General features: G+C 42.1%; 27 protein-coding genes and 1 pseudogene. 17 read left to right on the forward strand and 11 right to left on the reverse strand.

Annotated elements, in window-relative coordinates; translation table 11 throughout:
* Positions 1-295 precede the first annotated feature (295 nt).
* The 12 genes and pseudogenes from F7Y48_RS23645 (at position 296) to F7Y48_RS20545 (ending at position 11,203) form a co-directional block, all read left to right on the forward strand.
* The gene (locus tag F7Y48_RS23645; protein ID WP_373273922.1) at positions 296-469 is read left to right on the forward strand and encodes a hypothetical protein; all 174 of its coding nucleotides are present in this window, start codon (positions 296-298) and stop codon (positions 467-469) included.
* A gap of 24 nt (positions 470-493) precedes the next feature.
* A complete protein-coding gene (locus F7Y48_RS23650; RefSeq protein ID WP_373925394.1) occupies positions 494-811 on the forward strand; it encodes a hypothetical protein in 318 nt (105 codons plus the stop codon).
* 16 nt (positions 812-827) lie between these two features.
* A complete protein-coding gene (locus F7Y48_RS20495; RefSeq protein WP_258507355.1) occupies positions 828-1,709 on the forward strand; it encodes an immunity 49 family protein in 882 nt (293 codons plus the stop codon).
* A gap of 168 nt (positions 1,710-1,877) precedes the next feature.
* On the forward strand, positions 1,878-2,780 hold the full coding sequence (locus tag F7Y48_RS20500) for an immunity 49 family protein (protein ID WP_258507357.1): 903 nt from the start codon (positions 1,878-1,880) through the stop codon (positions 2,778-2,780).
* A gap of 28 nt (positions 2,781-2,808) precedes the next feature.
* Positions 2,809-3,204, forward strand: a pseudogene (locus F7Y48_RS20505) (hypothetical protein); the annotation flags it as partial.
* Positions 3,205-3,221: 17 nt separating this feature from the next.
* A complete protein-coding gene (locus F7Y48_RS20510) occupies positions 3,222-4,121 on the forward strand; it encodes an immunity 49 family protein (protein ID WP_316685332.1) in 900 nt (299 codons plus the stop codon).
* A gap of 171 nt (positions 4,122-4,292) precedes the next feature.
* On the forward strand, positions 4,293-5,195 hold the full coding sequence (locus F7Y48_RS20515; protein WP_258507361.1) for an immunity 49 family protein: 903 nt from the start codon (positions 4,293-4,295) through the stop codon (positions 5,193-5,195).
* A 758-nt stretch (positions 5,196-5,953) separates the two neighbouring features.
* Positions 5,954-6,508 carry an imm11 family protein gene (locus F7Y48_RS20525; protein WP_258507363.1) on the forward strand — a complete coding sequence of 185 codons (555 nt, stop codon included), beginning with the start codon at positions 5,954-5,956 and terminating at the stop codon, positions 6,506-6,508.
* A 309-nt stretch (positions 6,509-6,817) separates the two neighbouring features.
* Positions 6,818-7,261, forward strand: coding sequence for an SMI1/KNR4 family protein (locus F7Y48_RS20530; protein WP_258507365.1), 444 nt, complete (start codon positions 6,818-6,820; stop codon positions 7,259-7,261).
* Positions 7,262-7,420: 159 nt separating this feature from the next.
* Entirely contained in the window at positions 7,421-8,320 is a 900-nt protein-coding gene (locus F7Y48_RS20535; RefSeq protein ID WP_258507367.1) for an immunity 49 family protein, read from the forward strand.
* A gap of 713 nt (positions 8,321-9,033) precedes the next feature.
* Positions 9,034-9,540 carry an ankyrin repeat domain-containing protein gene (locus F7Y48_RS20540; protein WP_258507368.1) on the forward strand — a complete coding sequence of 169 codons (507 nt, stop codon included), beginning with the start codon at positions 9,034-9,036 and terminating at the stop codon, positions 9,538-9,540.
* Between the two features lie 442 nt (positions 9,541-9,982).
* A complete protein-coding gene (locus tag F7Y48_RS20545) occupies positions 9,983-11,203 on the forward strand; it encodes an ammonium transporter (protein WP_316685333.1) in 1,221 nt (406 codons plus the stop codon).
* A 32-nt stretch (positions 11,204-11,235) separates the two neighbouring features.
* Here the strand turns inward: F7Y48_RS20545 and F7Y48_RS20550 are convergent, their stop codons facing one another.
* Positions 11,236-11,409 carry a hypothetical protein gene (locus tag F7Y48_RS20550; protein WP_012841833.1) on the reverse strand — a complete coding sequence of 58 codons (174 nt, stop codon included), beginning with the start codon at positions 11,407-11,409 and terminating at the stop codon, positions 11,236-11,238.
* 118 nt (positions 11,410-11,527) lie between these two features.
* On the opposite strand from F7Y48_RS20550, the gene cobB reads away from it, so the two are divergent.
* Positions 11,528-12,259, forward strand: a complete 732-nt coding sequence (gene cobB, locus F7Y48_RS20555) for a Sir2 family NAD+-dependent deacetylase (RefSeq protein ID WP_053807417.1) — start codon at positions 11,528-11,530, stop codon at positions 12,257-12,259.
* Between the two features lie 90 nt (positions 12,260-12,349).
* Here cobB and F7Y48_RS20560 read toward each other — a convergent pair whose 3' ends face one another.
* The 5 genes from F7Y48_RS20560 to potA all read right to left on the reverse strand — a co-directional run bounded on the left by F7Y48_RS20560 (position 12,350) and on the right by potA (position 17,499).
* Positions 12,350-13,387 (reverse strand): extracellular solute-binding protein, encoded by a 1,038-nt coding sequence (locus F7Y48_RS20560; RefSeq protein ID WP_005396470.1) that lies wholly within the window; start codon positions 13,385-13,387, stop codon positions 12,350-12,352.
* A gap of 247 nt (positions 13,388-13,634) precedes the next feature.
* Positions 13,635-14,666, reverse strand: a complete 1,032-nt coding sequence (locus F7Y48_RS20565; RefSeq protein WP_012841832.1) for an extracellular solute-binding protein — start codon at positions 14,664-14,666, stop codon at positions 13,635-13,637.
* 106 nt (positions 14,667-14,772) lie between these two features.
* Positions 14,773-15,543 carry a spermidine/putrescine ABC transporter permease PotC gene (potC, locus tag F7Y48_RS20570; protein ID WP_005396472.1) on the reverse strand — a complete coding sequence of 257 codons (771 nt, stop codon included), beginning with the start codon at positions 15,541-15,543 and terminating at the stop codon, positions 14,773-14,775.
* On the reverse strand, positions 15,543-16,403 hold the full coding sequence (gene potB / locus F7Y48_RS20575) for a spermidine/putrescine ABC transporter permease PotB (RefSeq protein WP_012841831.1): 861 nt from the start codon (positions 16,401-16,403) through the stop codon (positions 15,543-15,545). The genes potC and potB overlap by 1 nt, the downstream gene beginning before the upstream one ends.
* Positions 16,384-17,499, reverse strand: a complete 1,116-nt coding sequence (potA, locus tag F7Y48_RS20580; RefSeq protein ID WP_012841830.1) for a spermidine/putrescine ABC transporter ATP-binding protein PotA — start codon at positions 17,497-17,499, stop codon at positions 16,384-16,386. Before potA ends, potB begins: the two co-directional genes overlap by 20 nt.
* A gap of 401 nt (positions 17,500-17,900) precedes the next feature.
* Here potA and F7Y48_RS20585 point away from each other — a divergent pair, with 401 nt between their 5' ends.
* The 4 genes from F7Y48_RS20585 to ttcA all read left to right on the forward strand — a co-directional run bounded on the left by F7Y48_RS20585 (position 17,901) and on the right by ttcA (position 21,296).
* Entirely contained in the window at positions 17,901-18,698 is a 798-nt protein-coding gene (locus F7Y48_RS20585; protein ID WP_012841829.1) for a hypothetical protein, read from the forward strand.
* Complete coding sequence (locus tag F7Y48_RS20590; protein ID WP_316685335.1) at positions 18,691-19,527, forward strand: glucosaminidase domain-containing protein; 837 nt, start codon at positions 18,691-18,693, stop codon at positions 19,525-19,527. Before F7Y48_RS20585 ends, F7Y48_RS20590 begins: the two co-directional genes overlap by 8 nt.
* A 13-nt stretch (positions 19,528-19,540) precedes the next feature.
* On the forward strand, positions 19,541-20,203 hold the full coding sequence (locus F7Y48_RS20595) for a DUF2987 domain-containing protein (protein ID WP_256949702.1): 663 nt from the start codon (positions 19,541-19,543) through the stop codon (positions 20,201-20,203).
* A 199-nt stretch (positions 20,204-20,402) separates the two neighbouring features.
* Positions 20,403-21,296: a tRNA 2-thiocytidine(32) synthetase TtcA gene (gene ttcA / locus F7Y48_RS20600; protein WP_005377502.1), complete on the forward strand. Its 894-nt coding sequence runs from the start codon at positions 20,403-20,405 to the stop codon at positions 21,294-21,296.
* A 138-nt stretch (positions 21,297-21,434) separates the two neighbouring features.
* Here ttcA and uspE read toward each other — a convergent pair whose 3' ends face one another.
* From uspE to F7Y48_RS20625, 5 genes are all read right to left on the reverse strand, one after another.
* Positions 21,435-22,382 (reverse strand): universal stress protein UspE, encoded by a 948-nt coding sequence (gene uspE, locus F7Y48_RS20605; protein ID WP_006742588.1) that lies wholly within the window; start codon positions 22,380-22,382, stop codon positions 21,435-21,437.
* Positions 22,383-22,562: 180 nt separating this feature from the next.
* Positions 22,563-23,309 carry an FNR family transcription factor gene (locus F7Y48_RS20610; RefSeq protein ID WP_005377497.1) on the reverse strand — a complete coding sequence of 249 codons (747 nt, stop codon included), beginning with the start codon at positions 23,307-23,309 and terminating at the stop codon, positions 22,563-22,565.
* 90 nt (positions 23,310-23,399) lie between these two features.
* Positions 23,400-24,077, reverse strand: coding sequence for a sulfite exporter TauE/SafE family protein (locus tag F7Y48_RS20615; protein ID WP_005396481.1), 678 nt, complete (start codon positions 24,075-24,077; stop codon positions 23,400-23,402).
* Positions 24,078-24,085: 8 nt separating this feature from the next.
* Complete coding sequence (gene ccoS, locus F7Y48_RS20620; RefSeq protein ID WP_031780555.1) at positions 24,086-24,250, reverse strand: cbb3-type cytochrome oxidase assembly protein CcoS; 165 nt, start codon at positions 24,248-24,250, stop codon at positions 24,086-24,088.
* A 15-nt stretch (positions 24,251-24,265) separates the two neighbouring features.
* The gene (locus tag F7Y48_RS20625; protein ID WP_316685336.1) at positions 24,266-26,629 is read right to left on the reverse strand and encodes a heavy metal translocating P-type ATPase; all 2,364 of its coding nucleotides are present in this window, start codon (positions 26,627-26,629) and stop codon (positions 24,266-24,268) included.
* Positions 26,630-26,633: the final 4 nt, after the last annotated feature.

Consider the following 26,633-nt stretch of genomic DNA (forward strand, 5'->3'; position numbering starts at 1 on the left):
GCTTCCTCCTTATCTCGTCGAGGGGCGTTGGCTAGAAGATGTAAAAGCAGGGAAGAACACTCGATAAACTCCTTTAGCAAATCAATATATAAGCCATCTCTTATGGGGTGGCTTTTATGTTTGAGGTAGGGAGCTTGTTGTTTGTTGAACGCTCCATCATTGGTGGCATTACCAATATGTAGTCCACACCCAACAGGTTTGGGGTAGCCAATGCTGGCATAGTATAAAAAAGTCTGAACTCAAGACGAGTGATGATGAGCTAACAGAAAGAAACAAAGCAAAAATTGATGAATGCTTGAAAGAGCGTCAAGAGGCAATGGACGTTCGAGCTGGCGAAGAGGGGTATCACGCTCAAATTGGTAATATTAACCAGCAGTCTGCAAAAATTGGTGAGTTGGTCGCGGATGACTTTATTCGGAATATACGCCCTAATGCTAAGTTGAGCCATCCCAAAGACCTTGCAACTTAGGGATCGAAACCAGGTGATTTCAATATGGTGTACCTCTCAGATGATACTGAAGAAATCATCATCGTCGAGGCTAAGGGTGGCAGCAGGCCGCTCGGCAGTCGTAAAATTGGCAATGAAGCATATCAGCAAGGGACAAGCAAATATGCGGCGGAAATCGTTAAATTAATGTCTGAACAAAAAGCTGGTACAACAGAAAGAGCTGCTGCAGACGAAATTACATCAGCAGTGCAAGATGATATTCTAGACAGGTGTTTACATACCCTAGCAGAAATTGATGCTTCAGATGGCGTATCTAAAGTGAATGCAAAAGAGTTTGATATTAGCCTCGAAGAATTAGGCTAAGGGAAGTAAAGTTAGTATGAAAAAGATAAATAGAAAAGCAGCCTACGAGTTGAATGCTGAGGAACTTAATTACTATACAAAACAAATAGAAAAAAACTTAGAGAAAAGAAAACATCGTATCACAATAAAGCGCGAAAACTTGATATATCTAACAGACGGGGTTTGGGAGCAAGTTAGGTTATATACTTTGTTTCCAGTGTCTGAACTAAATGACCGAATAGGAACGCTGCGTCTATTTGAAGCCTCGATAATGCAAGCTAGCTATCATCGACTAGCTCAAAAACCTGAAAGCCCTTTGACGGTTAAGGTACCTGATCATCCTGAAATAACTTGGAAAGGCGAAGGTATTTTAAAAACAGGTTTCATTTGTCCTTCAATGTGGCTAGATGCGTATTTTACCTCTGTCATCGTTCGTGATAAACCTAGCTTGGACGTATTGGCGAACTTTCCGATTTCTTTGATGAGACAGAGCTCTACCAAAGCGGGTGAGCTGTCTTATATGCTAGTAGACGTCATTCAGTCGTTCCACAATCGCACATCGGGTTATCCTGATAAGCTGGTTGCAGCAATGGACGCAGCGGTAACTCAAGGGGATAACTGGGCGTCGGAAATTGCGATGGGGATCCTAGAAACCTTCGCAGCGCTCACTACTAACATTGGTTATGACTTTGAGGAAGTGCTAGTCAAAAACCTACAATTCCAAGAAAAATATCATCTTCGAGAATTAGGACCAGATAGGATAGGCATCCGCACTTTTATTAACTTCCCTCTGCTTGGCATGGCTTGTATGTGGTACGACAAAGGCAACCGTTTATCTGTCGAAACTGGTTGGCTTCCTCCCTATCTCGTCGAAGGGTGTTGGTTAGAGGATGTAAAAGCCGGAAATATAATTCGCTAAGCTTCAAAGGGAACTAGGTCATCATTTCTGACGTTTTGTTGCGTTACACTTGGCATTATGTGTCCTTTTTAAAGATACCTAAGCCCTTTTACTCGAATAGCTTGAAGCCCTCAGACTTAAGAGTAGAAGTAGCAGAGTTTAAAATTGATTCCAAAGGACTACGTTAAAATGCAAAGTAAAGGAACAATCAAAATTGTAGAACGCAAAGCAGATCCTGAGCTGAGTGAAAGTGGAGTTTATTCTGAGAAAGAATTCATCAATAAGATATTAGAACAGCGAAAAGAAGGTCTTAAAATCAGGCGAGAAAACTTGGTTAGTTTTGGTGATTTTGCCATTGACCAGGTTCGCTGGTATACATGGTTTCAAACCTCACATGAAGACGAACAAATTTGTACATTACGTCTTTATGAAACTTCATTAATGGGGGCTTGTTATCATCGGCTGGCTATGTTTCCTAATGATCCATTAACTGTTCAGATACTCGGTTATCCAGAAGTAACATGGGATGGTGAAGGTATCTTAGAAATGGGCTTCATTTGTCCTTCAATGTGGCTGGATACTTATTTTATATCGGCAATTGTGCGTGACAGGCCAAGTATGGACGTATTGGCTAACTTTCCGATTTCTCTGATGAGACAGAGCTCTACCAAAGTGGGTGAGCTGTCTTATATGTTAGTAGATGTCATTCAGTCGTTCCATAACCGCACATCGGACTACCCTTATAAACTGGTGGCCGCGATGGACGCGGCAGTTGCTCAGGGTAATGACTGGGCGTTAGAAATCGCCATGGGTATTTTGGAAACTTTTGCTGCCCTGACAACTGACATCGGTTATGACTTTGAAGAAGTAGTAGTTAAAAACCTACAGTTCCAAGAGCAATACCAAATGAGGCTCGATAAGCCAGAGGACTTAATTTCTATAGAAACCTTCATCTCTTTCCCTCTGCTTGGCATGGTTTGTATGTGGTACGACAAAGGCAACCGTTTATCTATTGAAACTGGTTGGCTTCCTCCCTATCTCGTCGAAGGACGTTGGTTAGAAGAAGTAAAAGCAGGGAAGATCACACGATAAAACCCTTTAGTTAGCAATTCAGTATAATAACGTTCAAATCGCCAAGATTAATCAGCAATCTGCAAAAATTTGTGAGTTAGCCGCGGATGACTTTGTTCGGAGTAAACGTCCTAATGCTGAGCTGCTTCATCCCAAAGATATTGGAACCTCAATTTCGAAGCCGGGCGATTTTGATATGGTTTACGAGGTGGAAGAGCCGCCACCAGGTGAAATTATAATTGTTGAGGCCAAAGGGGGGTAGCTGTCCGATGGGCAGCCGTAAGATTGGAAACGAAGCGTATCAGCAAGGGTCTAGCAAATATGCTGAAGAAATCACTAAGCTAATGTCTGAAACGAAGATGAAACGACAGAAAAAATAGCTGCGAAAAAAATCAGAGATGCATCAGATATAAAAGTAGGAATAGCTGAGTTTAAAATTGATTAAGAAGGGTTAGTTCAACAATGCAAGGTAAAAAGCCAGCCAAAATTATAGAGCGTACAGCAAGGCCCAGGTTAGATGATAATAGCATTGCTTCTGAGAAAGATTATATCAATCGAATCTTAGATAAAAGAAAAGAAGGGCTCAAAATTAGGCGAGAGAACTTGATTAGCTTTGGAGATTATGCATTCGAGCAAGTGCGCTGGTTTACGTGGTATCAAGCTTCATGTGAAGACGAAAAAATTTGTACATTACGCCTTTATGAAACTTCGTTGATGAGTGCTTGTTATCATAGCCTTGCAATACATCCCAATGATAAATTAACCATAAAGATCCTCGACTATCCAGAAGTAACATGGGATGGTGAAGGTATTTTAAAAACAGGCTTCATTTGTCCTTCAATGTGGCTAGATGCGTATTTTACTTCGGTGATTGTGCGTGATAAACCTAGCATGGATGTATTGGCGAACTTTCCGATTTCTTTGATGAGACAGAGCTCTACTAAAGCGGGTGAGCTGTCTTATATGCTAGTAGACGTCATTCAGTCGTTCCACAACCGCACACCGGATTATCCTGACAAGCTGGTTGCAGCAATGGACGCAGCGGTAGCTCAAGGGGATAACTGGGCGTTGGAAATTGCGATGGGGATCCTAGAAACCTTCGCAGCGCTCACTACTGACATTGGTTATGATTTTGAGGAAGTGCTCGTTAAAAATCTACAGTTTCAAGAGAAATATCATCTTAGAGAATTAGGACCAGATAGGATAGGCATCCGCACGTTCATTAATTTCCCTCTGCTTGGCATGGCTAGTATGTGGTACGACAAAAGCAACCGTTTATCTGTCGAAACTGGTTGGCTTCCTCCCTATCTCGTCGAAGGGTGTTGGTTAGAGGATGTAAAAGCCGGAAATATAATTCGCTAAGATTCAAAGGGAGCTAGGTCATCATTTCTGACGTTTTGTTGCGTTACACTTGGCATTATGTGTCCTTTTTAAAGATACCTAAGCCCTTTTACTCGAATAGCTTGAAGCCCTCAGACGTAGTAGTAGTAGAAGTAGTAGAGTTTAAAATTGATTCAAAAGGATTAAGTCAAAATGCAAAGTAAAGAATCGATCAAGATTGTAGAGCGCAAAGCAAATCCTGAACTTGACACACAAGCCATTGTGAGTAAAAAAAATTTTATAAACCGGGTTTTAGATAACAGAAAAGAAGGTCTTAAGGTCAGGCGAGAAAACTTGGTTAGTCTTGGTGATTTTGCCATTGACCAGGTTCGCTGGTATACCTGGTTTCAAACTACGCATGAAGACGAACAAATTTGTACATTACGTCTTTACGAAACTTCTTTAATGGGAGCCTGTTATCATCAACTTGCTATGAATCCCAATGAAGAATTAAGTATCCAGATACTCGGCTATCCAGAAGTGACATGGGATGGTGAAGGTATTTTTAAAACAGGCTTTATTTGTCCTTCAATGTGGCTTGATGCTTATTTTACTTCGGTGATTGTGCGTGATAAACCTAGCATGGATGTATTGGCGAACTTTCCGATTTCTTTGATGAGACAGAGCTCTACCAAAGCGGGTGAGCTGTCTTATATGCTAGTAGATGTCATTCAGTCGTTCCATAACCGCACGTCGGACTACCCTGATAAACTGGTGGCCGCGATGGACGCGGCAGTTTCTCAGGGTGATGATTGGGCATTAGAAATCGCCATGGGTATTTTGGAAACTTTTGCGGCCCTGACAACTAACATCGGTTATGACTTTGAAGAAGTACTCATTAAGAACCTACAGTTCCAAGAGCAATACCAAATGAGGCTCGATAAGCCAGAGGGCTTAATTTCTATAGAAACCTTCATATCTTTCCCTCTGCTTGGTATAGCATGTATGTGGTATGACAAAGGCAACCGTCTATCTATTGAAACCAGTTGGCTTCCTCCTTATCTCGTCGAAGGACATTGGTTAGAAGATGTAAAAGCAGGGAAGATCACTCGATAACACCCTTTAGTTAGCAATTCAGTCTATAAGCCATCTTTCTCTTGAGATGGCTTTATGTTTATGGTGGGGAGTTTGTTGTTTGCTGAACGAGCCATCATTCGTGGCATTATCAGAAAACCCAAAGTTAAAAATTATATTCGATATGAATACGATTTAGACCATATTGATTGCGAGAAGAACGAAGTTACCTTTCATCGTTATATCAATCATTCAGATGGTAGTAAACGCAAAGTTCAATATGTTGTAGGTATAGAGGAAATTGTCCAAATCATCCCCTTAAATAAAACTCAAAGGGGGGAGTGTTGCGAATTATTATGGCGGTTCTTTAAGCAGAGGTTATGGGCTCAAGTTAAATAACGAAATAGTTGGCGGGTTACCTGAAAACCATGCTGGAAATCACCAAATTAGTATCAATATTGCTCAGGAATATCCGGTCATGCATAGAGCTACCGAACTTGATTACAACATTAACAGAGGTGCAAATGGGATTGCACTTCCAACTAATATTAAAACATCTGTCGAAATAGGCCTTCCCTTACACGTGGGTAGACATCTAAGTGCAAGGCACCAAGGTTCTCAGATGCTTTAGTTCGACGAGAAATGAGAGCGTTGTAAACTAAGTATGGTCGTGGTTTGATCGATGATATGATTTTTGTAGATGAAATTGGAAAAACAGAAAGTAACATTAGGAATGCTCTGGAAAAGAATGAAGCTCGATCGCAATTGGATGATCCGCAATGGAAAAGTAGGAAGTAGTAATGACACTTAAAATTTGGACCAACAAGGTAGATAGAGATTCCGATCTTACTCAAGGCAAAGTAACGCAGTCTAGTGTATTAATAGGATTGAATCTGACGGGAGGCGTTGTCCTAGGAGACAAATGGCCAAAAGTTACTATTGATGTCATATCAGATGACAAGCCTGCGGATAGTTTTCTTAGTGGTCCTTTATTAATCGTGAGTCGACGGTTATCTGATTTAATTTCTAAGCACACACAAACGAGTGAAGTTGAATTCCTACCGATTGAGGTTAATTACCAAGGTAAAAGTTTTGGTGAATACTATTTTTTAAATGTTCTTGCGATTTGCGATTTACTGGATAGAAATCATTCAATATTTAGTGAGTTTGATGGAGAGGTTGATTCAATTGATCGAGTTGTCCTTAAGAAAGATATTGAAATGCAGAAAACTATATTTCAACTGGATGCTATCGAGTGGTTATTATGTGTCGATGAAAAACTGGCTGAATTAATCGAGAACAAAGATTTTTCAGGAGTGGTATTTAAGTCAGAAAGTGAATGGCGTCCTTTTTAGAGCTCCTTGGGTGTTTTTTAGCCATCTCTTACGAGGTGGCTTATAAGTTTATGGTGAGGGGTTCGTTGTTACGCGATTACAAAAGGGGCAGCGAAGCGTTTTACTTCAAAGCAATTGTTCAAAATGATTAAATCAGGAAGACTTCTCGACGGATTTAATCATTCACCATAAGACCTCTTTTATTTCGGAGAGGGGATAACTCGTTCAATAACTTCAGGGTAATGAATTCCAAGCCTCATCAGAAGTACAATAAGCGATTGCACTGGTACGATGAAGGCAAAAACATATATCAAAAATAGAGTTTTAAATATGAGAAACTTAGACGTAATGCTCGATCAATTCACCGAAAAAGAAGGGTTTGAGTGCTTTGGAGAGTTGAATGACGTATCAATTCATGAAATGGAAAATCAGCTAGGATTATCCTTTCCGGAGCCATATAAAGTTTTTCTAAGAAAATATGGTTACGTTGAGTGGTTTGGTCATACGATTTATGGATACTCTGAAGATGAGGACTATCTTGCAGTTGAGCGCACTCTTGAACTTCGCGAGGATGAGATACCGAGTGATTTTGAGAAAATACCACAAAGCGGTTGCGTATTAGAGCGCTATGCCGGAGGTGGCTACTACTTTTTATTTTCAAATGAATCAGAAAGAGCGGGGCAAGTAGCCCTTTTCATAGATGAATTGTTTGGTAAAGAAGCCCAATCATGGACAACATTTGAGGCATTTTTGGAATATATGCTCAGCCTTTGAACTGTTGTTACAAAGAGCCTCAATTTCGAAGCCAGGCGACTTTGATATGGTTTACGAGGCACCAGCTGAAATTACATACACAAGCAAAAATACATTCTAGCGGTAAGGTTTCCAAGTTCAAAGCAAAAGAGTTTGATATAGATATAGGAGAGTTCAGAAGTGGTTGATAACTCAGAGGTAAAAAAGGTTGAACGAGTAGCTCATGTTGAACTAAGTGATTTTGAAAGAGAAGCTTATCGAGAAGAAATAAAAGAGAGTTTAGACAAAAGGAAAAGGCGCATATCTATAAAAAGAGAAAACTTGGTTTACTTGAGCGATGGTATTTCTTATCAGCTCCGTCTGTATACATGGTTACCTCCATTAGATGATGATGAGAGAATCGGCACACTATGTCTATATGAATCATCATTGATGCGTGCTTTTTACCATCAACTTGCCATCAAATCAAGCGAGCCTCAAAGCATTAAATTACCTGATTATCCAGAAGTGACATGGAAAGGCGAAGGTATTTTAAAAACAGGCTTCATTTGCCCCTCAATGTGGCTAGATGCGTATTTTACCTCTGTCATCGTTCGTGACAAAGCTAGCATGGATGTGTTAGCGAACTTTTCGATTTCTTTGATGAGACAGAGCTCTACCAAAGCGGGTGAACTGTCTTATATGCTAGTAGACGTCATTCAGTCGTTCCACAACCGCACATCGGACTATCCTGATAAGCTGGTTGCAGCAATGGACGCAGCGGTAGCTCAAGGGGATAACTGGGCGTTGGAAATTGCGATGGGGATCCTAGAAACCTTCGCAGCGCTCACTACTAATATTGGTTATGATTTTGAGGAAGTGCTCGTTAAAAACCTACAGTTTCAAGAGAAATATCATCTTAGAGAATTAGGACCAGATAGGATAGGCATCCGAACTTTTATTAACTTCCCTCTGCTTGGCATGGCTTGTATGTGGTACGACAAAGGCAACCGTTTATCTATTGAAACCGGTTGGCTTCCTCCTTATCTCGTCGAGGGGCGTTGGTTAGAAGAAGTAAAAGCAGGGAAGATCTCTCGATAAACTCCTTTAGTTAGCAATTCAGCATATAAGCCATCTCTATCTTGAGGTGGCTTTTACGTTTAGGGTGGGGAGCTTGTTGTTTGTTGAACGACCCATCATTGGTGGCATTATCCGAAAACCCAAAGTTAAAAATCATATTCGATATGAGCACGATTTAAACCATATTGATTGCGAGAAGAACAAAATTACTTTTTATCGTCATATCAATTGTTCAGATGATAGTAGGCCTAAGTCCATTATGTCTTCAAGATAGAGGGTTTTGTTAACGCACACGCTATCGCAGAAAATCAAGGACGAAAACATCTTTGGAGCAAAGTGACAGTTTGCGAATTTTACAAGGCTTGTTATTCGAGACCAAGAACTCAGATGATGCCTTTGATTTTGGCGCATATTTAAAATCTGTTGCTGGTCCACCTCCTACAGATATGCCTGATCCACATGCTCATCATATACTCTTCAAAAAGGGGCTAGGTTCAGAGCAACAGCTCTCGTTGTTGAAGGTTAAATTCTTTTGAGACAGTATGGAACTTATCCAATATTTGACCACGATAACTTAGTGTGGGCTCCAAATCGGATTGAAGGTCAGTATGATATTTATGCGTTGCGGCAGGTTGTTGATACTCTTAAAGTGACAGATAAATGTTGGGTAAACGCGGTGATATAGTTAATGCTTTAAAATTACTGGTTAAAACCGCAGCTGAGAGGAGATAAAGATGGCCGGTGAATACAGCGCAAAAGATGTAATGGCCGCGATTAGATCCGGTGACGTGAGTGAGGTTGAAAAAGTTCTCTCAGGAGATGACAAATTACTTCATCTAATTACGCCTCTGGGTTCTTGGTTGCATATCGCAACGGAGCAAGGGCAAGATAAAATTGTAGAGCTTCTGGTGAATCTAGGTATTGATGTAAATGTTAAGGGGGGGCCTTCAGGTGTAACTCCTTTAAATACAGCTGCATATGAAGGTCATTTAGACTTACTTACCTATTTTCTAGAAAGAAATGCAGTGATGGATATATCTGAACCAGACCGCAACCCATTGTTTGCTGCGATCCATGCAGGTCATAAAAATATTGTGGAGCTATTACTAAAAGCTGGTATAGATACAAAGGTTAAATATACTGGTAACTCTATGAAAGACATGGACGCTATAGCGTTTACTTATGAGTGGGGACGCAAGGAAATCGCAGAAATGATTAAAGAGCACAATAGGCACGCTTAGTAGAAGTTAATATGGTACGACAAAGGCAACCGTCTATCTGTTGAAACCGGTTGGCTTCCACCCTATCTTGTTGAAGGGCGTTGGTTAGAAGATGTAAAAGCAGGGAAGATCACTCGATAAACTCCTTTAGTTAGCAATTCAGTATATAAGCCACCTCTCATGAGGTGGCTTTTACGTTTTGTTGAGCTATATGGTGCGCATTATGTTGGTGCACTACAACCATATTGGTGCATTTATTAGCGTGTTAAGCACCATTTCAAGAATGCATAATTTTATTAAAGTTCATACAAAACAATAAATTAAAGCGTAAGTGTTAGAAATGTAAATTATGGAATGAGAATTGCTCTGTTAGACGCTCTATAAATTAAGTTCACCAAATTGGTGATGAGCCTAACTTTGATGCACAGGATAAGTGCGCTACAGATCAACGGAGACAATCATAATGAGTGTAACTGCCAATCAGGTACACGGCGCTGTACAAACTCTCACGCAAAGTTCCGACACACTTTTCTTACTACTTGGCGCAATCATGGTTTTTTTGATGCATGCTGGTTTTGCTTTTCTTGAAGTAGGAACCGTGCGCCAAAAGAACCAAGTTAATGCTTTAGTTAAAATCTTGGCCGATTTCGGTATTTCCGCCATTGCGTATTTTTTCATTGGATACTGGGTCGCTTATGGCGGCACCTTCTTTGCTGATGCAGAGACGTTATCTCAAGGCAACGGTTACGAGTTGGTGAAGTTCTTTTTCTTGCTGACCTTCGCTGCAGCGATTCCTGCTATTGTTTCTGGTGGTATCGCAGAGCGAGCTCGTTTTTATCCGATTCTAATCGCAACATTTTTCACTGTCGGCATCGTATACCCGTTATTTGAGGGAATGATCTGGAACGGAAACTTTGGTGTTCAAGCTTGGTTTGAAAATACCTTTGGTTATGGCTTTCACGACTTTGCAGGTTCAGTCGTTGTACATGGTGTTGGCGGCTGGATAGCGTTGGTTGCCGTTGTGTTTTTGGGCATGAGAAAAGGCAGAGTTCGAGCAGGAAAACATACCAACTTTGCACCTTCGAATATTCCTTTTTTGGCTTTGGGAGCTTGGATCTTATGTGTGGGGTGGTTTGGCTTCAACGTCATGTCAGCTCAAACCGTGTCAGGCATAAGTGGCTTGGTGGCTATGAACTCATTGATGGCAATGGTCGGAGGCATTGTCGCGTCATTGTTGGCTGGTAAGAATGACCCCGGCTTTATTCATAATGGCCCACTGGCTGGCTTGGTTGCTGTATGTGCGGGTTCAGACTTAATGCATCCTATCGGTGCTTTAGTGACAGGTGCGATTGCTGGGGTGCTATTTGTTTATCTTTTTACCTACCTACAAAACAAAACCAAGATTGATGATGTGTTGGGTGTCTGGCCTTTACACGGTGTATGTGGCGCTTGGGGCGGTATTGCTGCGGGGATCTTTGGTCAAAGCGCGTTGGGTGGGCTAGGTGGCGTGAGCATTATTGTTCAGCTTCTAGGAACGCTTTTGGGCATTTCTATCGCAGTGATTGGGGCGCTTGCAGTCTACGGCGCGATCAATGCCAGTATGGGACTAAGGCTTTCGGAAGAAGACGAATTCAATGGCGCTGACCTAGCCATTCATAAAATATCTTCTACCAACGAGGATTGAGGCCAATGTGGGAGCGGCGTAAAGCCGCTCTTTTAGCAATTGCCTTTTTTTGCTTGGCCAGGGGGACAGAAATCTCCATTACCACGATGGTTATCGTCATTGGTGCTGACTCTTACTTTTACGTCGTCCACTTCACCTTCAACATTGGTTAATTGGCAACCTGCTAAAGTCGTAAGTAATATAAGCGCTAGAGATACTTGTCTCATTGCTGTTCCTCTTAAATTGTAATTCTAATAGTGACCATTACGACCATGGTCTAATCCATATTACTACTGTTGCTATTCTTTCAGTGTTAAGCTAATGAAAAAACAGCAAGGATGAGTTATGAATTTCCCTTATAGAAATATTGTAGTACTTACTGGTGCAGGTATCTCGGCCGAATCTGGTATTCAAACATTTCGTGCGCAAGATGGCCTTTGGGAGAATCACCGTATTGAAGATGTAGCAACACCTGAAGGGTTTGCTCGCGATCCGGACCTTGTTCAAGATTTTTACAACCAACGCCGCAAGAAACTTCAAGACAATGCTATACAGCCTAATGCAGCGCATGAAGCATTGGGTCGTCTAGAGGCTGAGTTAGAAGGTAAAGTGACGGTCATCACTCAAAATATAGACAACCTTCACGAAAGAGGCGGCAGCCATAACGTCATTCATATGCACGGTGAGCTTTTAAAAGCGAGATGCAGTGAATCAAACCAAGTTATAGAACATAGTGAGGACATTAAGACTGGTGAGCTTTGTCACTGCTGTCAGATCCCTTCACAAATGCGACCACATATTGTTTGGTTTGGTGAAATGCCACTGCGAATGGGGGATATCTACGCGGCTTTAGAAGAGGCAGATTTATTTATTTCTATCGGAACTTCTGGCGTCGTATATCCCGCAGCGGGTTTTGTTCATGATGCAAAAATGCATGGCGCACATACCATTGAAATTAACCTAGAGCCTAGTGCGGTAGAAAGTGAATTTGAAGAAAAACGCTATGGAAAAGCAAGCGTCGAGGTTCCAAAATTAGTTGACGAGATACTGGCTCTAGAAGGAAAAGAAAGAGCGTAATAATTCTCACAGAGGAGAGCTTTTGTCTTGTCATTAAGAACAAAAAAAGCGGCTCATGAGCCGCTTTTTCATATCTTTAAAACTAGCGAATTAGTTGTTCACTTTTAGTTTTTGGAAGTACTCATCGTACATTACGCTCGCTTCGCCAACTTCATCTTGCCAAGTACCGCTGTCCATCACTTCTTGTGGTGGGAAGATGCTTGGATCGTTAGCAAATTCTTTCGGTAGCAGTTCGTGTGCCGTTTTCACTGGAGTAGGGTAACCAATCTCTAGTGCGATCTTAGCTGCGTTTTCTGGGCGCAGTAAGAAGTCAATCATCTTATGAGCCGCATCAACGTTCTTCGCGCCAGCTGGAATTGCCAGGCTGTCCATCCAGAAGATCGTTCCTTTTTCTGGCCAGATGATGTCGATGTTCGCGCCTTCTTGACGAGCCATGTAAGCAGAACCATTCCAAAGCATACCAAGTGAAACTTCACCCGCTAGGTAAGGGTTTGCAGGAAAGTCTGAGTTAAATACTAATACGTTTGGCATTAGCTTTTTCAGTTCTTCGTAAGCGGCTTTGATTTCTTCTGGGTTAGTCGTGTTTGGTGAGTAACCAAGCTTAGTCAATGCAATGTGGAATACTTCGCGAGAATCATCCATTAGCATTAGTTGACCTTCCCACTTGCTATCCCAAAAATCATCCCACTTAGTAACAGACGATTTGTCTAGCATGTCAGCATTGATACCAATACCTGTCGCACCCCAAATGTAAGGGATAGAGTAGTTGTTGTTCGGATCGAACGGTTTGTTAAGGAAGTTAGTATCAAGATCGGCAAAATGAGACAATTTCTCTTTGTCGATCTGTTGCAGCATGCTTTCTTTACGCATTTTAGAGACGAAATAGGTAGACGGTACTACCAAGTCGTAACCAGAACCTTGGGTTTTAAGTTTTGCGTACATACTCTCGTTAGATTCATATGTAGAGTAAATAACTTTGATTCCAGTTTCTTTTGTAAAGTCTTCAAGAACTTCGTTTGGAATGTATTCCGACCAGTTGTAGAAATACAGTTCTTGATCAGCAGCCATTGCAGGGGTAGCGATGAGCGTCGCTGCACATAGAGCGCTTGCGTAGAATTTACTTTTCATTTGTTTTCCGTTTTGTTTCGCGATTGGACAAGTCAATACTAGCTGGAGTTATCAAGTTGATCCAAATCGCAGTAAGCACAAATCTGTTTATTTAGCTCGAGGGCTGTATCTCCGCTTTGTGAGAAGATAAAACTAGACATCGAGCCAGATAAACCTAGCAACGCATAATTATATCAGTCAATTACAAAAATAGGCAGCGTATTGCTGCCTATTTTCTTTTAGTCGATGACTTGTTACACAAGCTCGATTACTGTCCCGCTTTCAGCTTTAGGAAGTAATCTTCGTACTTAACGGTTAGATCACCAACCGCATCTTGCCATTCCACTCGATCAAGATCTTCTTGAGAAGGAAATAGCGGTGCAACATCTTTAAACTTAGCGTTCGATTCCTCTACCGCTGTTAAGTAACCAGTATCACGAGAGATTTGCTCTGCGATTTCTGGACGTAGTAGGAAGTCGATCATCTTGTGAGCTGCTTCTACGTTCTTCGCACCGGAAGAGATAGCGAAGTTGTCAACCCAACCGATACCGCCTTCTTTAGGAAATACGAGTTTAAGGTTTAGGCCTTCATTTTGAGCAGCTGCAGCGCTGCCATTCCAAAGCATACCAACGCCCACTTCACCAGACATGTAAGGTGCGCCTGGGTTGTCAGAGTTGAAAACTAGAACGTTTGGCATCAACTTTTGTAGCTCAGCGTACGCTTCATCTATTTGTTTAGGGTCTTTTGAGTTGCCTGAATAGCCAAGTTTACGCAGAGCGATATGGAAGACTTCACGAGTGTCGTCCATCAGCATTACTTGACCTTCAAGCTCAGGCTTCCATAGATCTGCCCAGCTTTGGAAGTCGTTTGGATCGTACATATCTGCGTTAACCGCTAGACCTGTAATCGCAACAACGTGTGGAATAGAGTAGTCGTTATTTGGATCGTAAGGCTTGTCTAGATAGTTCTTATCTAGGTTGCCGAAGTTTTTAAGCTTAGTCTTATCGATCTTTTGTAGCATACCTTCATCGCGCATTTTTGCTACGAAGTACGTTGAAGGTACCACTAGGTCATAACCTTGGTTATGAGTTTTTAGCTTTGCGTACAAAGTTTCATTCGACTCGTAAGTCGAGTAGATCACTTTGATACCAGTTTCTTTGGTAAATTGCTCTAGGATATTACTATTGATGTAAGGCCCCCAGTTCATAAATACCAATTCTTTATCGTCCGCTGCCGCTGAACCTGAGAACAGAGAAAGCGCACATGCACTACCAGCTAATAGAGTAGCCCATTTTTTCATTGACGTTAGCTCCAAACCAAACGTTGTCCAAATCATTTTGGACGGTAGATAGAAAAACAGAATGGCATGTAACCATTCTGTTTCGTGATGTTAACGGATGTGGATTTTACTTTACTTTTTCTCTTGCGAGCAACTGAGAAATTACGACAAGAATTAAAGAAACCACCAACATGACCGTTGCAAGAGCATTCACTTCCGGTGAAATACCCACCTTAACCATCGAGTAAATTTTCAATGGTAGGATTTCATACGTTGGACCTGTTACGAACGAACTGATAATTACGTCGTCCAGAGACAGGGTAAAGCTAAGCAGCCAGCCTGCCGCAACTGCTGGTTTTGCAAGAGGAAGGATGATCTGCTTTAAGATAACCCATTCACTTGCGCCAAGATCTTTTGCTGCTTCCAACATCTTCACATCGAAGCCATTTAAGCGGCTGTATACGGTTACCACCACAAATGGCAAACAGAAGGTGATGTGGGCAATCAATAGAGTAAAGAAGCCCAGCTGTGCGCCTAATACTAGGAACAGAGCAAGTAATGAAATCGCCATGACAATATCTGGAGACATCATTACGACAAACAGCATGCCGTTTACAGCACCTTTGCCTTTGAACGAGTAACGGAACAGGGCAACAGCAGTTAAGCTACCAATAATAGTAGCCGCTGTTGCAGAAAATACCGCCACGTTCAATGAGTGCCATGCAGCCTGCATTAGGCTGTCGTTGTTGACTAGGGTTTCATACCATTTCGTGGTGAAACCACCCCATTTCATACCAAATTTATTGGCGTTAAATGAGTTTACGATTAGTACAACGATTGGCAGATACAAAAATGCATAAACCAACGCCATAAAGCTAAATCTAACTGTGCGTCCCATTAGTCTAGCTCCACTTTCTTATTCAATAATTTGCCTGCTCGGTAGTAAGCGTAAAGCATGACAGCCATTGCGAAGGTGAGGGCGATACTGGTCGCAGCACCAAATGGCCAATCACGAGCGTTCAATACTTGGCTCTTAATTACGTTACCAATCAGTAGGTTCTTCGCACCGCCTAGAAGATCTGAGATGTAGAACATACCCAGCGCAGGCAGTAGAACCAACAAACAGCCACCGATAATGCCAGGCATTGTCAGAGGTAGAATCACTTTAGTAATGGTTTGGAGCTTGTTCGCACCGAGGTCTTTTGCTGCCTCGATGTAAGTGTTGTCCAACTTCTCGATTGCCGAGTAAAGCGGCAGAATCATGAAAGGAAGTAGGATGTATACAAGACCAATCATTACAGCCGTTTCGGTATACATAATACGCAACGGCTTGTCGATGATTTCCATTGCCATCAGCGACTTGTTCAAAATGCCCTGTGTACCGAGAACAATCTTCAGTCCGTAAGTTCGAATCAAAGAGTTCGTCCAAAATGGTACGATCACCAAAAACAGCATAAACGGACGCCATTTTTCAGGCATTTTCGCTACGATATAAGCAAACGGGTATCCAATGACTAAACACAACAACGTTGCCACAATTGCCATGTAGAACGAGTGCATCAGCACTTTCGCATACAGTGGGTCCAGCAGACGCAAGTAGTTGTCGAAAGTGAATGTCATTTCGATTAAGTTTGCTTCATCACGCGTTAAGAAACTGGTACCAATAATCATCACGTTTGGTACCAACACAAACAGTGTTAGCCAGCCTACGATTAAGGCAATGATCGCGTTCTGAAGATTAATCTTCTTGCTTATCATTGAGTACTACCTCCCAGCTCTCAACCCAAGTGATAGCGACTTTCTGGCCAAGTGAGTGGTCCACATCAGGATCATCTTCGTTAAAGAATTCGCTTACCATTACACGCATACCTGAATCCAATTGGATAACAGAATCTAACGTCATACCTTTATAAGTACGCTCAGTTACGTGACCAACAATGCCTTTTTCTTCAGACTCTTTGATTTCTTCGATACGTAAGTCTTCAGGGCGAAGTAGTACTTGTAGTTTGTCGCCTTTCTGTGCTTCCTTATCGTAGTAAACGACGGATTCAACACCTTCAATTTCTGCGCGGATGCGTTTGTCATCGATGCGCTCTAGCATGGTTGCATTGAATACGTTGATCTCACCAATAAAGCGAGCAACAAACAGGTTCTTAGGCTCTTCGTAAATCTCACGCGGAGAGCCATCTTGTTCGATAACGCCATCACGCATCACGATAATGCGGTCTGACATCGATAGGGCTTCTTCCTGGTCGTGTGTTACAAAGATAAAGGTAATACCAAGTTGACGCTGAAGCTGCTTCAACTCGATCTGCATTTGTTTACGCAACTTGTAGTCCAGCGCCGATAGCGACTCATCGAGCAGAAGTACTTTTGGTTTATTAACAACTGCACGAGCAATTGCGATACGCTGTTGCTGGCCACCAGAAAGTTGGTGCGGTTTACGCTGTGCCATTTTTTCTAGACGAACCATACGTAATGCTTCCATTACTCTTGGTTCAATCTCTGCTGCAGGCGTTTTTTGCATACGAAGACCAAAAGCGACATTCTCATATACGGTCATGTGTGGAAACAGTGCGTAACTTTGAAATACCGTGTTGACGTGTCTCTGCTCAGCAGGAACCTGTGTTACATCTTGGTCATCCAAAATGATTTGACCGTTATCCGCCGCTTCAAAACCAGCGATCATTCGTAAAACTGTCGTTTTACCACAACCAGAAGGCCCAAGAATCGTCAGAAACTCACCATGATTAACATCCAGATTTAAATTACCGATGATTTCCTTACCATCGAAACTTTTACTAATACCAGATAAACGAATAACTGGCTTTCCTGCTTGCGGTTTTGCGTTCAACGTCTGTATTTCCCCCACGTTCAAGCTGGGATAATCCCAGCTGATGTGACACTAGCCATTCACTTTTGAGGCGCGCATCATAATCACCAAAATTGTGAAATTAAAGCATTTTCTTATCTTGAAACAGAAAAAATTTTGCAGGCAAAAGTCATCATTCCTTACCATACTGTTTTTATAAGATTAATTGGCATTTAAACACAGTTTGATAGCACTAAGCTCTGTACAATAATTGTTTTCAATTTCATAACCTTGTGAGTGGTTAATTATCAACCATACAGTTGAGATTGCAAGGATAGTACGTGAGTTGTGATGTTAGATGTGGAAAGATTTCTTTATAATAACGGCCACATTAATTGACTGGAATTCCAGTGAAAATTTTACAAGTTAATCTTGGATAAACTATGAACGACGATTTTGAGAAAGATTTCAATCTTGGGGGGAGTGTAGAGCGAGCTTTGTCTGGCAACTACGAGCTTAAAGCTGGGGCTGTTTTCAATGAAGCTTGGCGAGCAACCATCCAGCACTTTTTATCCTTTTCTCCTGCTATTATTGTATTGCTTTTTGTCCAGTTAGGTATTTTCTATATCGCATTACAACTGCAGTTGGGTGATCTGACCGTTATTCTTGATGCATTTGAGAATCCAGAATCATTCACTAACGATATTGTGTCTTCTATTTATGTCGCGAACTTTAGTTATGAGGTGATCAGCGCCCCAATTTATGCAGGGATCAGCTTGATGGCCATGAGCCATATCGCGGGCTTAAAGACTAAATTGCGCCATGTAGGTAAAGGGCTGCAGTTTACTATTCCCGTGATCCTAGCAACGCTGATGAGCCTAATGCTGCAAGGCGTAGTTGGTATGATCTTCCCTCTACTGTCCCTGTATCTTTCTTTAGCGTTTAGTCACTCTATCTTGTTGATTTGTGAAAAAAGAGTGCCACCAATGCAGGCGCTATTGTTATCACTTCGCGCTATTAACAAGAAGATTTTTGTCGTCGCAGGGCTTTACTTAGGCGTGATGTTGATGTTTATTGTCGCAGCGATGTTCTACGGTATTGGCTTGATTTTTGTGTTGCCATTCTTCTTCCATTTGAAAGGCATACTCTACCGCGAAATGTTTGGAATTAAGCTCAAGATCGTTGCAACACAGAAAAACGACAATGATCACGATGGTAACTCACAGGTGTTTGATGCCTAATTCTTTAAAATCAATAAGTTTACGAGTGGCGGCTACCTGTATAGCCGCCACTTTCATTTCCATTGGACCGTATTTACACTACGAGCAACAGTTTAAATATGTTGAGAATCCTGATGTGCTGTCCGGGACAATTAAGCATGTCGATTTGTCTCATTTGCCACACATTGGTGATATCCCTGACTTCAACGCAATAAAAGACACCAAAGAGAAAAAAGCGGCGTTTTTTGATTTCTTAAGGCCTAAAATAGCACTTGAGAATCAACGAATTCGCCATGAACGAGCGTTTCTTACTTCTTTAAAGGTAGGACAAATCACTCAAGAGCAAGAAGAGTACGCTCAGCGACTAGCAGCTCTGTATTCTTGGCCTTTGAGCGACAACAAAGTCGATCACGCGTGGTTGGGAGAAATGCTTGTGCGAGTGAATGTCTTACCAGAAGCGCTGGTTCTAACTCAAGCAGCAAATGAATCTGCGTGGGGCACTTCTCGTTTTGCCACTCAAGCGAACAACTTGTTCGGCCAATGGTGTTATAAAAAGGGTTGTGGAATTGTTCCTGCGCAACGTGGCGCAGGCAAAGCTCATGAAGTTGAAAAATTCGATTCTGTACAGCAGTCGGTTCATGGCTACTTTATGAATGTTAATCGAAACCCAGCGTATGCTGAACTGCGTGAAATCAGAGCTTCTCTAGCCGAAAAGAACAAAGACCTGTTATCGGTCGCAACGGCGTCAGAGTTAACTCATGGATTGCTAGCATATTCTGAACGTGGCATTGCTTATGTACACGATCTTCGCGCTATGATTCGTCATAATAACGCCTACTGGACACAATAAAATAACGGATAAAATGAAAAAGTTAAGCCTAAGTCTATTGGGAAGTGCGGCGCTAATTCTTGTATCGCCAATAACCCAAGCTCAAGAGTACATGTTCACGTACTCAAAGTTATACACCCAACTCAAAAACAACAATAAAGAAGGGCATGACAACGTGAAAGTTGGCGTCTTCTTTGTGGACGCAAAAACTAAGCAAATTTGTACAATAGAAAAAGCTTGGATGGAAAAAGAAGAGCACTATGAAGAGTTTGTTATCCCTGCTTCACAAGAGTTGCCTCTGCCAGTCGATAAAAACTTAAAGTCAGCGAATCCGTTGGTTTTTGTCGATACTCCAAAAGATACTCGCTGCGATTACTCACTTGTCGTGATGACCAAAGAAGCATTACAGGGTAACGTTTCTTACGAGCAACTTAAGCCTCTTCTACCTCAAATGCAGACGATGCTGGAAGATTTAGGCGGTATGTTTGCGGGTTGGTTTACACCTGAAGTTCAAGGTGTGACGATGGAGTTTGCAAATCAACTGAATGATAAAGTGATTTTCTCAAACGGAACCGAAAAGCCAATTGTCAATGGCAAGATACAGGTCGCGCTAAGCGAAATAGGACAAGGTGGCACAATGACACTCCCAGAGCCTACTATGCGAGTGCTACCTTATCTGCCTAACGCAAAGAAGTGAACACTGAGAGTTTAGAAAGGGCTGCAATTGCGGCTCTTTTTTTATTTGTGACGGTAACTAAGCTACCTTTCGTGTCCTTTTCTTAATGTCTCAATAAGACAAGCATTTAATCCTGCGTAAAAAGCTCGTATAATCCACGCCCCAAAGAAACCCATGTTAGGAAGTCCTAGTCGATTTATCGGCGATGTGAGAGCCCGCAATGAACCAAATAGATACAAGAAAAGAAACCCTAGAATTCAACAAGCTTCAGAAACGCCTGAGAAGACATGTTGGAAATGCCATTACTGATTACAACATGATCGAAGAAGGCGATGTTGTGATGGCATGTATTAGCGGTGGTAAAGATTCATTCGCGATGCTTGATATCCTGTTGAATCTTCAAAAAGCTGCGCCAATCAAATTTGAAGTGGTTGCGGTAAACCTAGACCAAAAACAACCGGGCTTCCCTGAGCATATTCTGCCTGAGTATTTCGAAACACTGAATATCCCTTACTACATCGTAGATAAGGACACGTATTCAGTCGTAAAAGAGAAAGTGCCAGAAGGCAAAACCACTTGTGGTCTGTGTTCGCGCCTGCGACGTGGTACGCTGTATTCATTTGCAGAGAAGATTGGTGCAACTAAGCTTGCGCTAGGTCATCACATGGATGACATCGTCGAAACAATGTTCTTGAATATGTTCCACGGCTCTCGCCTTAAAGCGATGCCACCAAAACTACGCTCTGATGATGGTCGTAACGTGGTCATTCGTCCATTAACTTACTGTCGTGAAAAAGATCTGATCAAATACGCTGAGCACAAGGATTTCCCAATTATTCCGTGTAACCTTTGTGGCTCTCAAGAGAACCTTCAGCGTCAATCTATAAAAGCAATGTTGATTGAATGGGATAAGAAGACGCCAGGGCGTGTGGAAGCGATTTTTAAATCAATTCAAAACGTAAGCCCAAGCCAACTAGCAGACCGCGAATTGTTCGACTTTGTTAACTTACCGCTAGATCGTGAAGGTAACCGCGAAGAATATGAATTTAATGAGGCTGTCGTTTCTTCGACGAATATTGATGAATCAATGTTCATCGATGTTACGAACATCTAACTCGTAAAAAAGGAGGTCAACTAGACCTCCTTTTTTGTATTCAACGCTTTAACTGTCCCCAAACAAAAATCCCCCTTTTATTGGGGGATTTATTAGCGTCTGTTTGAAAGCGCTCAATATAGCAATGCTAAAGAGAGATTAGGTTGCTGTATTTGGATCGAGAGGGCTAATGTAGCCTTTTGGTTTTAGAGCCAATACATCGCAATTTATTTTATCGATCACGTGCTCAGCTGTATTACCAATAAAGACAGCAGAAAGCCCGGTTCGCCCTGTGGTGCCTAAAATAACCATTGCAGTATTCAAGCGCTCTGCTGCTGCTGGAATGACATCTTCAGGTAAGCCTTGCTCAACAATCGTTTGCTCTTCATCAAGGCCGTGTTTTTGGCGTAATGCTTTCATCGCAGTTAAGTGATGACCTCGAACGGCATCGGTATAAGTCGTTGGATCAAACTCAGGAAGTTCAATGGTAATGTTCGCCGGTGTAACGGGATACGCATTAACAAGGTATGGTTTGGCATCCAGTCGGGTGGTGACTTCTTTTAGTCGCTCGACCATGGCATCGTTGAGATCAATATGAGTTGGATTTTCAGAGCCTACGTGCACCGAGGCAAGAATGCTTGCTTGTTCTGGCCAATCTGCATTTTTAATCAGAAGTACTGGGATAGGGCATTTACGTAACAAGTGCCAATCGGTCGGAGTGAAAATCACAGATTCTAACACGTCGTGCTTACGTGTGCCTTTAATGACTAGGTCATGGCTGCCTGCATAGACCTCAGCGATAATTGCTTCGTAAGGACGGTTGTGCCAGACGACACATACATCAAAGTCGAAGCCATCGTTTAGATAAGGTTGAGCAATTTTACGCATCCACTGCTCACGTTGATGGATAACACCTCGACGCATAGCATCTCTTTCATCCACTGATAGCATTGACGTCATGTCATAAGAGAAATCGTAAATGGATAAAAAGAAAGTGATTCGGCTTCTAGATACACTTTTTTGAGCTAATTGAACAGCTCTTGCAAGTGCGGGCTGCTCATCATTATTGATGTCAGCTACAACAAGGATCTTACTGTATATACTCATAACTAAGCCCACTTCTATTGCAAAACCAGATACTGAATATAAATTAAATCAGTATTTTGGAGTACTCACCGTACATTTTTACTGTAGCTTAGTTTGGGTAACTTTTTGAGGACTTTCGAAAGGAATTTATGAGAAACATGATGTAGCTCATTTTCGAGCTACATCAATAATTGGGGTGTATTATTCTTTAGTTACACCAGCAAGTTCCATCAATGCATCGTGGTCTAAGATAGTGATATATTTACCTTTTACACTTAGGATCTCGGATTTCTGGAAACGACCCAACAAGCGACTGATTGTTTCCACTGTAAGACCAAGATAGTTACCAATATCACCACGAGTCATCGTTAAACGAAACTCTCTAGGGCTGAAGCCACGTTGAGAAAAACGAGTTGATAGGTTGTATAGGAAAGCCGCTAGACGTTCTTCTGCATTCTTTTTAGAAAGAAGCAAAATCATTTCCTGATCACCTTTAATTTCGTTACTCATCAAACGCATAATTTGCTGGCGAAGCTTAGGCATTTTACCTGATAGGTCGTCTAAAATTTCGTATGGGATTTCACATACCATCGACGTTTCAAGCGCTTGAGCAAAGCTAGGGTGGGAGTCACCTGTAATGGCATCGAAACCAACTAGGTCTCCGGCCAAGTGAAACGCTGTGATTTGCTCATCACCTTGCTCTGTGATCGTATAGCTCTTGATGGTACCAGAGCGGATAGCGTACAGAGATTTTAGCTCGTCACCAGCCTTAAAAAGCTCTTGTCCTTTTTGGATAGGCTTCTTACGTTCGATGATTTGGTCAAGCTGATCAAGTTCTGCCTCATTCAGAGTGAACGGGATACACAGCTGACTAATGCTACAATCTTGGCAATGAATGGCGCAACCGCCTGATTGGATACGCTTTGTTGCAGGTTTTTCAGAAATCATAACAACCTTTCACTATTTGATATACATCAATATTTTAGCATCGCTTAATCCTAAAGGGTAGCAAAAATGTCACCTCAATAGAGTTTAACGTTATATGAAACCGAGTAACTCTATGGCTCCTACAGCAGTGTACGAACCATACCCAATAAGGATTAATGCTGAAATATTTCTAAATATTAACGATTTTTGTAATTTCTGAAAATGGTTGGCACCATATCCAATAATAAGCATTGCCGGAAGTGTTCCGAGGCCAAACGCGAGCATAATAAGACCACCGTTTATTGCGCTGCCTGAAACCGCCGACCAAGTTAGCGCAGAATAAACCAAGCCGCATGGTAACCAGCCCCAAATGAAGCCAAATGGTAAAGCATGAAGAGGATGCTTTAATGGCAACAAACGCTTACCAGCAGGTGAGATAAAGCGCCAAATGTGCTGTCCTAACTTTTCTATTAACAGTAAACCTTGCCACCATCTAGCAATATAAAGCGCAACCAGAATCATGAACAGTGCGGCAATCAGCCTTAACCAAGCAAGAGAATGCGTTAATCCACTTAGCTCAGATAAACCTGATATTGCTCCGCCTACTAATGCACCGATTACGGCATAGCTGCTCAGTCGCCCTAGGTTGTAGAAGAGTGGAATAAGGGGTGAGCTTTTACTTGTAGAAGAGCCCATGGTAAGCAGAGACGCGATACCACCACACATTCCCATGCAATGACCAGCCCCAACGAGGCCGATCATCAAAGCACCAATAAAGTCAGGAGTCATAAAGGTTGCTATTTTTTATCACTATTAGATTTGTCTTCTTCATCAAGAAGAATGTTATGTCCTTGTCGTTCTAGATCTTCAAACTGATCACTTCTTACTGCCCAAAGAAAAATGGCAACAGCAACACAAACGAGAACGATAGCGATGGGAATCAATATATAAAGACTTTCCATGTTTGCTTTCTCTACTTATTTCTCTTTGAGCAGGCGCAAAGAGTTAGATACAACGATAATTGAGCTTGCAGACATGCCAACTACTGCAATGTAGGGAGCCACTAAACCAGCGACAGCTAAAGGCAAAATTAACAGGTTGTAACCCAAAGACCAAGCCAAGTTTTCTCGAATAATCTTTCTTGTACGCAGTGCAAGCAAGCGTGCCTCTAGTAGCTTTTCGAGATTATCCCCAAGTAACGTCATATCTGCAGATGCTTTAGCGACATCCGTACCACCGCCCATTGCAACTGAAAGATGAGCTCCGGCGAGAGTAGGTGCGTCATTGATGCCATCGCCAACCATCATAGTGATACTGTCTTCATCAAGACTCTTAAGATACGCGAGTTTGTCTTCTGGTTTTGCTGACGCAACGACGTGATCGATACCAATTTCATTCGCTACAGGTAGAGCGTTTGAGAGAGAGTCACCTGTTAGCAGCGTTGTCTTAATTCCTGCGTCAGCAAAACGTTGAATAAAGGCTTTGCTTTCTTTTCGGATAGGGTCGCGGTAGTAAAAGCTAGCGATATGCTCGCCATCAACTGAAAGATAGACCGCGTGGCTTTCTTCGTTTTCCTTGCCTTGAACAAAAGCCGCACTGCCTATCTTAACGACTTTGCCATTCCAGATCCCCTCAATCCCTGAACCAATCACGTTTTGCACTTCATACACAACAAAGTCATCATTGGCGTAACTTGCAAAAGAGCTAGCGATAGGATGGTTTGCATGAGCTTCTAATGCTGCGGCTAGAGAGAGACAATCTTCTTTTGGAAGATCACTCAACACTTTTGTATCACAGATCTCAATATCGCCTTTCGTCAGAGTACCTGTTTTATCTACAACTAAGTGGTTGATCTTACATAGGGTCTCGAACACATGACCTTTACGAAGCAAAATGCCAAAGTTTCCCATACGAGAGGTAGCACAAGTTAGAGCAGTTGGAGTAGCAAGAGATAGGGCACATGGACAGGTGGCTACCAATACGGATAGCATGATCCAAAACGCATCATCTGGTTTTGTTTGATGCCAGTAAAACCAAGTACCAGCAGAGATAATAAGAATCGCTCCAACAAAGTAACGAGCAACAACGTCTGCAATTTCTGCGATTTTAGGTTTGGAGTGTTGAGCTTCATCTTGTAAACGCACGATATTGGAAATCATTGAGTCAGCTTTAGAACTCATGACCTCTAGCTCAAATGACTCATCACCGTTTAATGTTCCTGCATAAACCGCATCGCCTTCTCGTTTCACCACGTGGACGGATTCACCCGTTAGCATGGATTCATCAATATGAATACGACCCGAAATAACTTTGCCGTCAGCTGGGATATGTTCGCCAGGAAGGACGCGAATACGATCTCCAACTTTAAGAGTTTTCACTGGTATTTGCTCGCCATCCAACGTTGTGGCGATCGCTGGGATTAACTTTAATAGGTTACCACTCGCCGCAGCAGCTTTGCGACGTGCTCGCATCTCTAAAAATCGTCCAACCAATAGGAAGAAAGTGAACATTGAAATCGATTCGAAGAAGACTTCGCCCTGTTCTGTAACGGTTGCTATTAAGCTGGCCACATAGGCAAAAATAAGTGCAATCGAGACAGGCACATCCATACCGAGGGTTCGGCCTTTGATGCTTCGCCACGCATTTAAGTAAAACGGAAGAGCAGAGTAGAGTAGGACTGGCGTAGCAAAGATCAAACTTACCCAACGAAAGTAATTTTTAAACTCCGGCTCTAGGTCACCAAAAACTTCTAGATACAATGCGACGGCTAGCATCATAACTTGCATGGTAGCTAAACCAGCAATACCTAATCTGTATAAGTATTGCTTCATCATTCGATGATAAGAGGCCTCTTGCTTATCAGCTTCAAATGGTGCGGCTTTATAACCCAGTTTATGAATGACAGATAGGAGTTCACTTAATCGCACCTGAGTTTTATCCCAGGCCAGTAACGCGCGGTTAGTGGTTGTATTCACGCGGATAGACACTAACCCAGCCGTATTAGAGACTTGCTTTTCGATTAACCACGCACAAGCTGCACATGACACGCCTTCTAAAGAAAGAGTTACTTCAGAGACATTTTCACGATTTCGCACAAATTCTGATTGTACATCTTCATTATCATAATGAATTAAAGCTTGGAGTTGCTCTGGTACTAAATCTGCTTTTTCCGCAGGCGCAGTTCTATATTGATAGTAGGATACTAAGCCGCTGTCTACGATGGTTTGAGCAACCGTCTCGCAGCCAGGACAACACATCTTGCGGGATTCACCGAGTATATCAACTTTAAAATCCGTGTTGGCTGGTACATCTTCACCACAGTGATAACAGGATTCACACATATGC

Source organism: Vibrio sp. 2-1-2a, assembly GCF_032648565.1.
Taxonomy (GTDB): Bacteria; Pseudomonadota; Gammaproteobacteria; order Enterobacterales; family Vibrionaceae; genus Vibrio; species Vibrio diabolicus.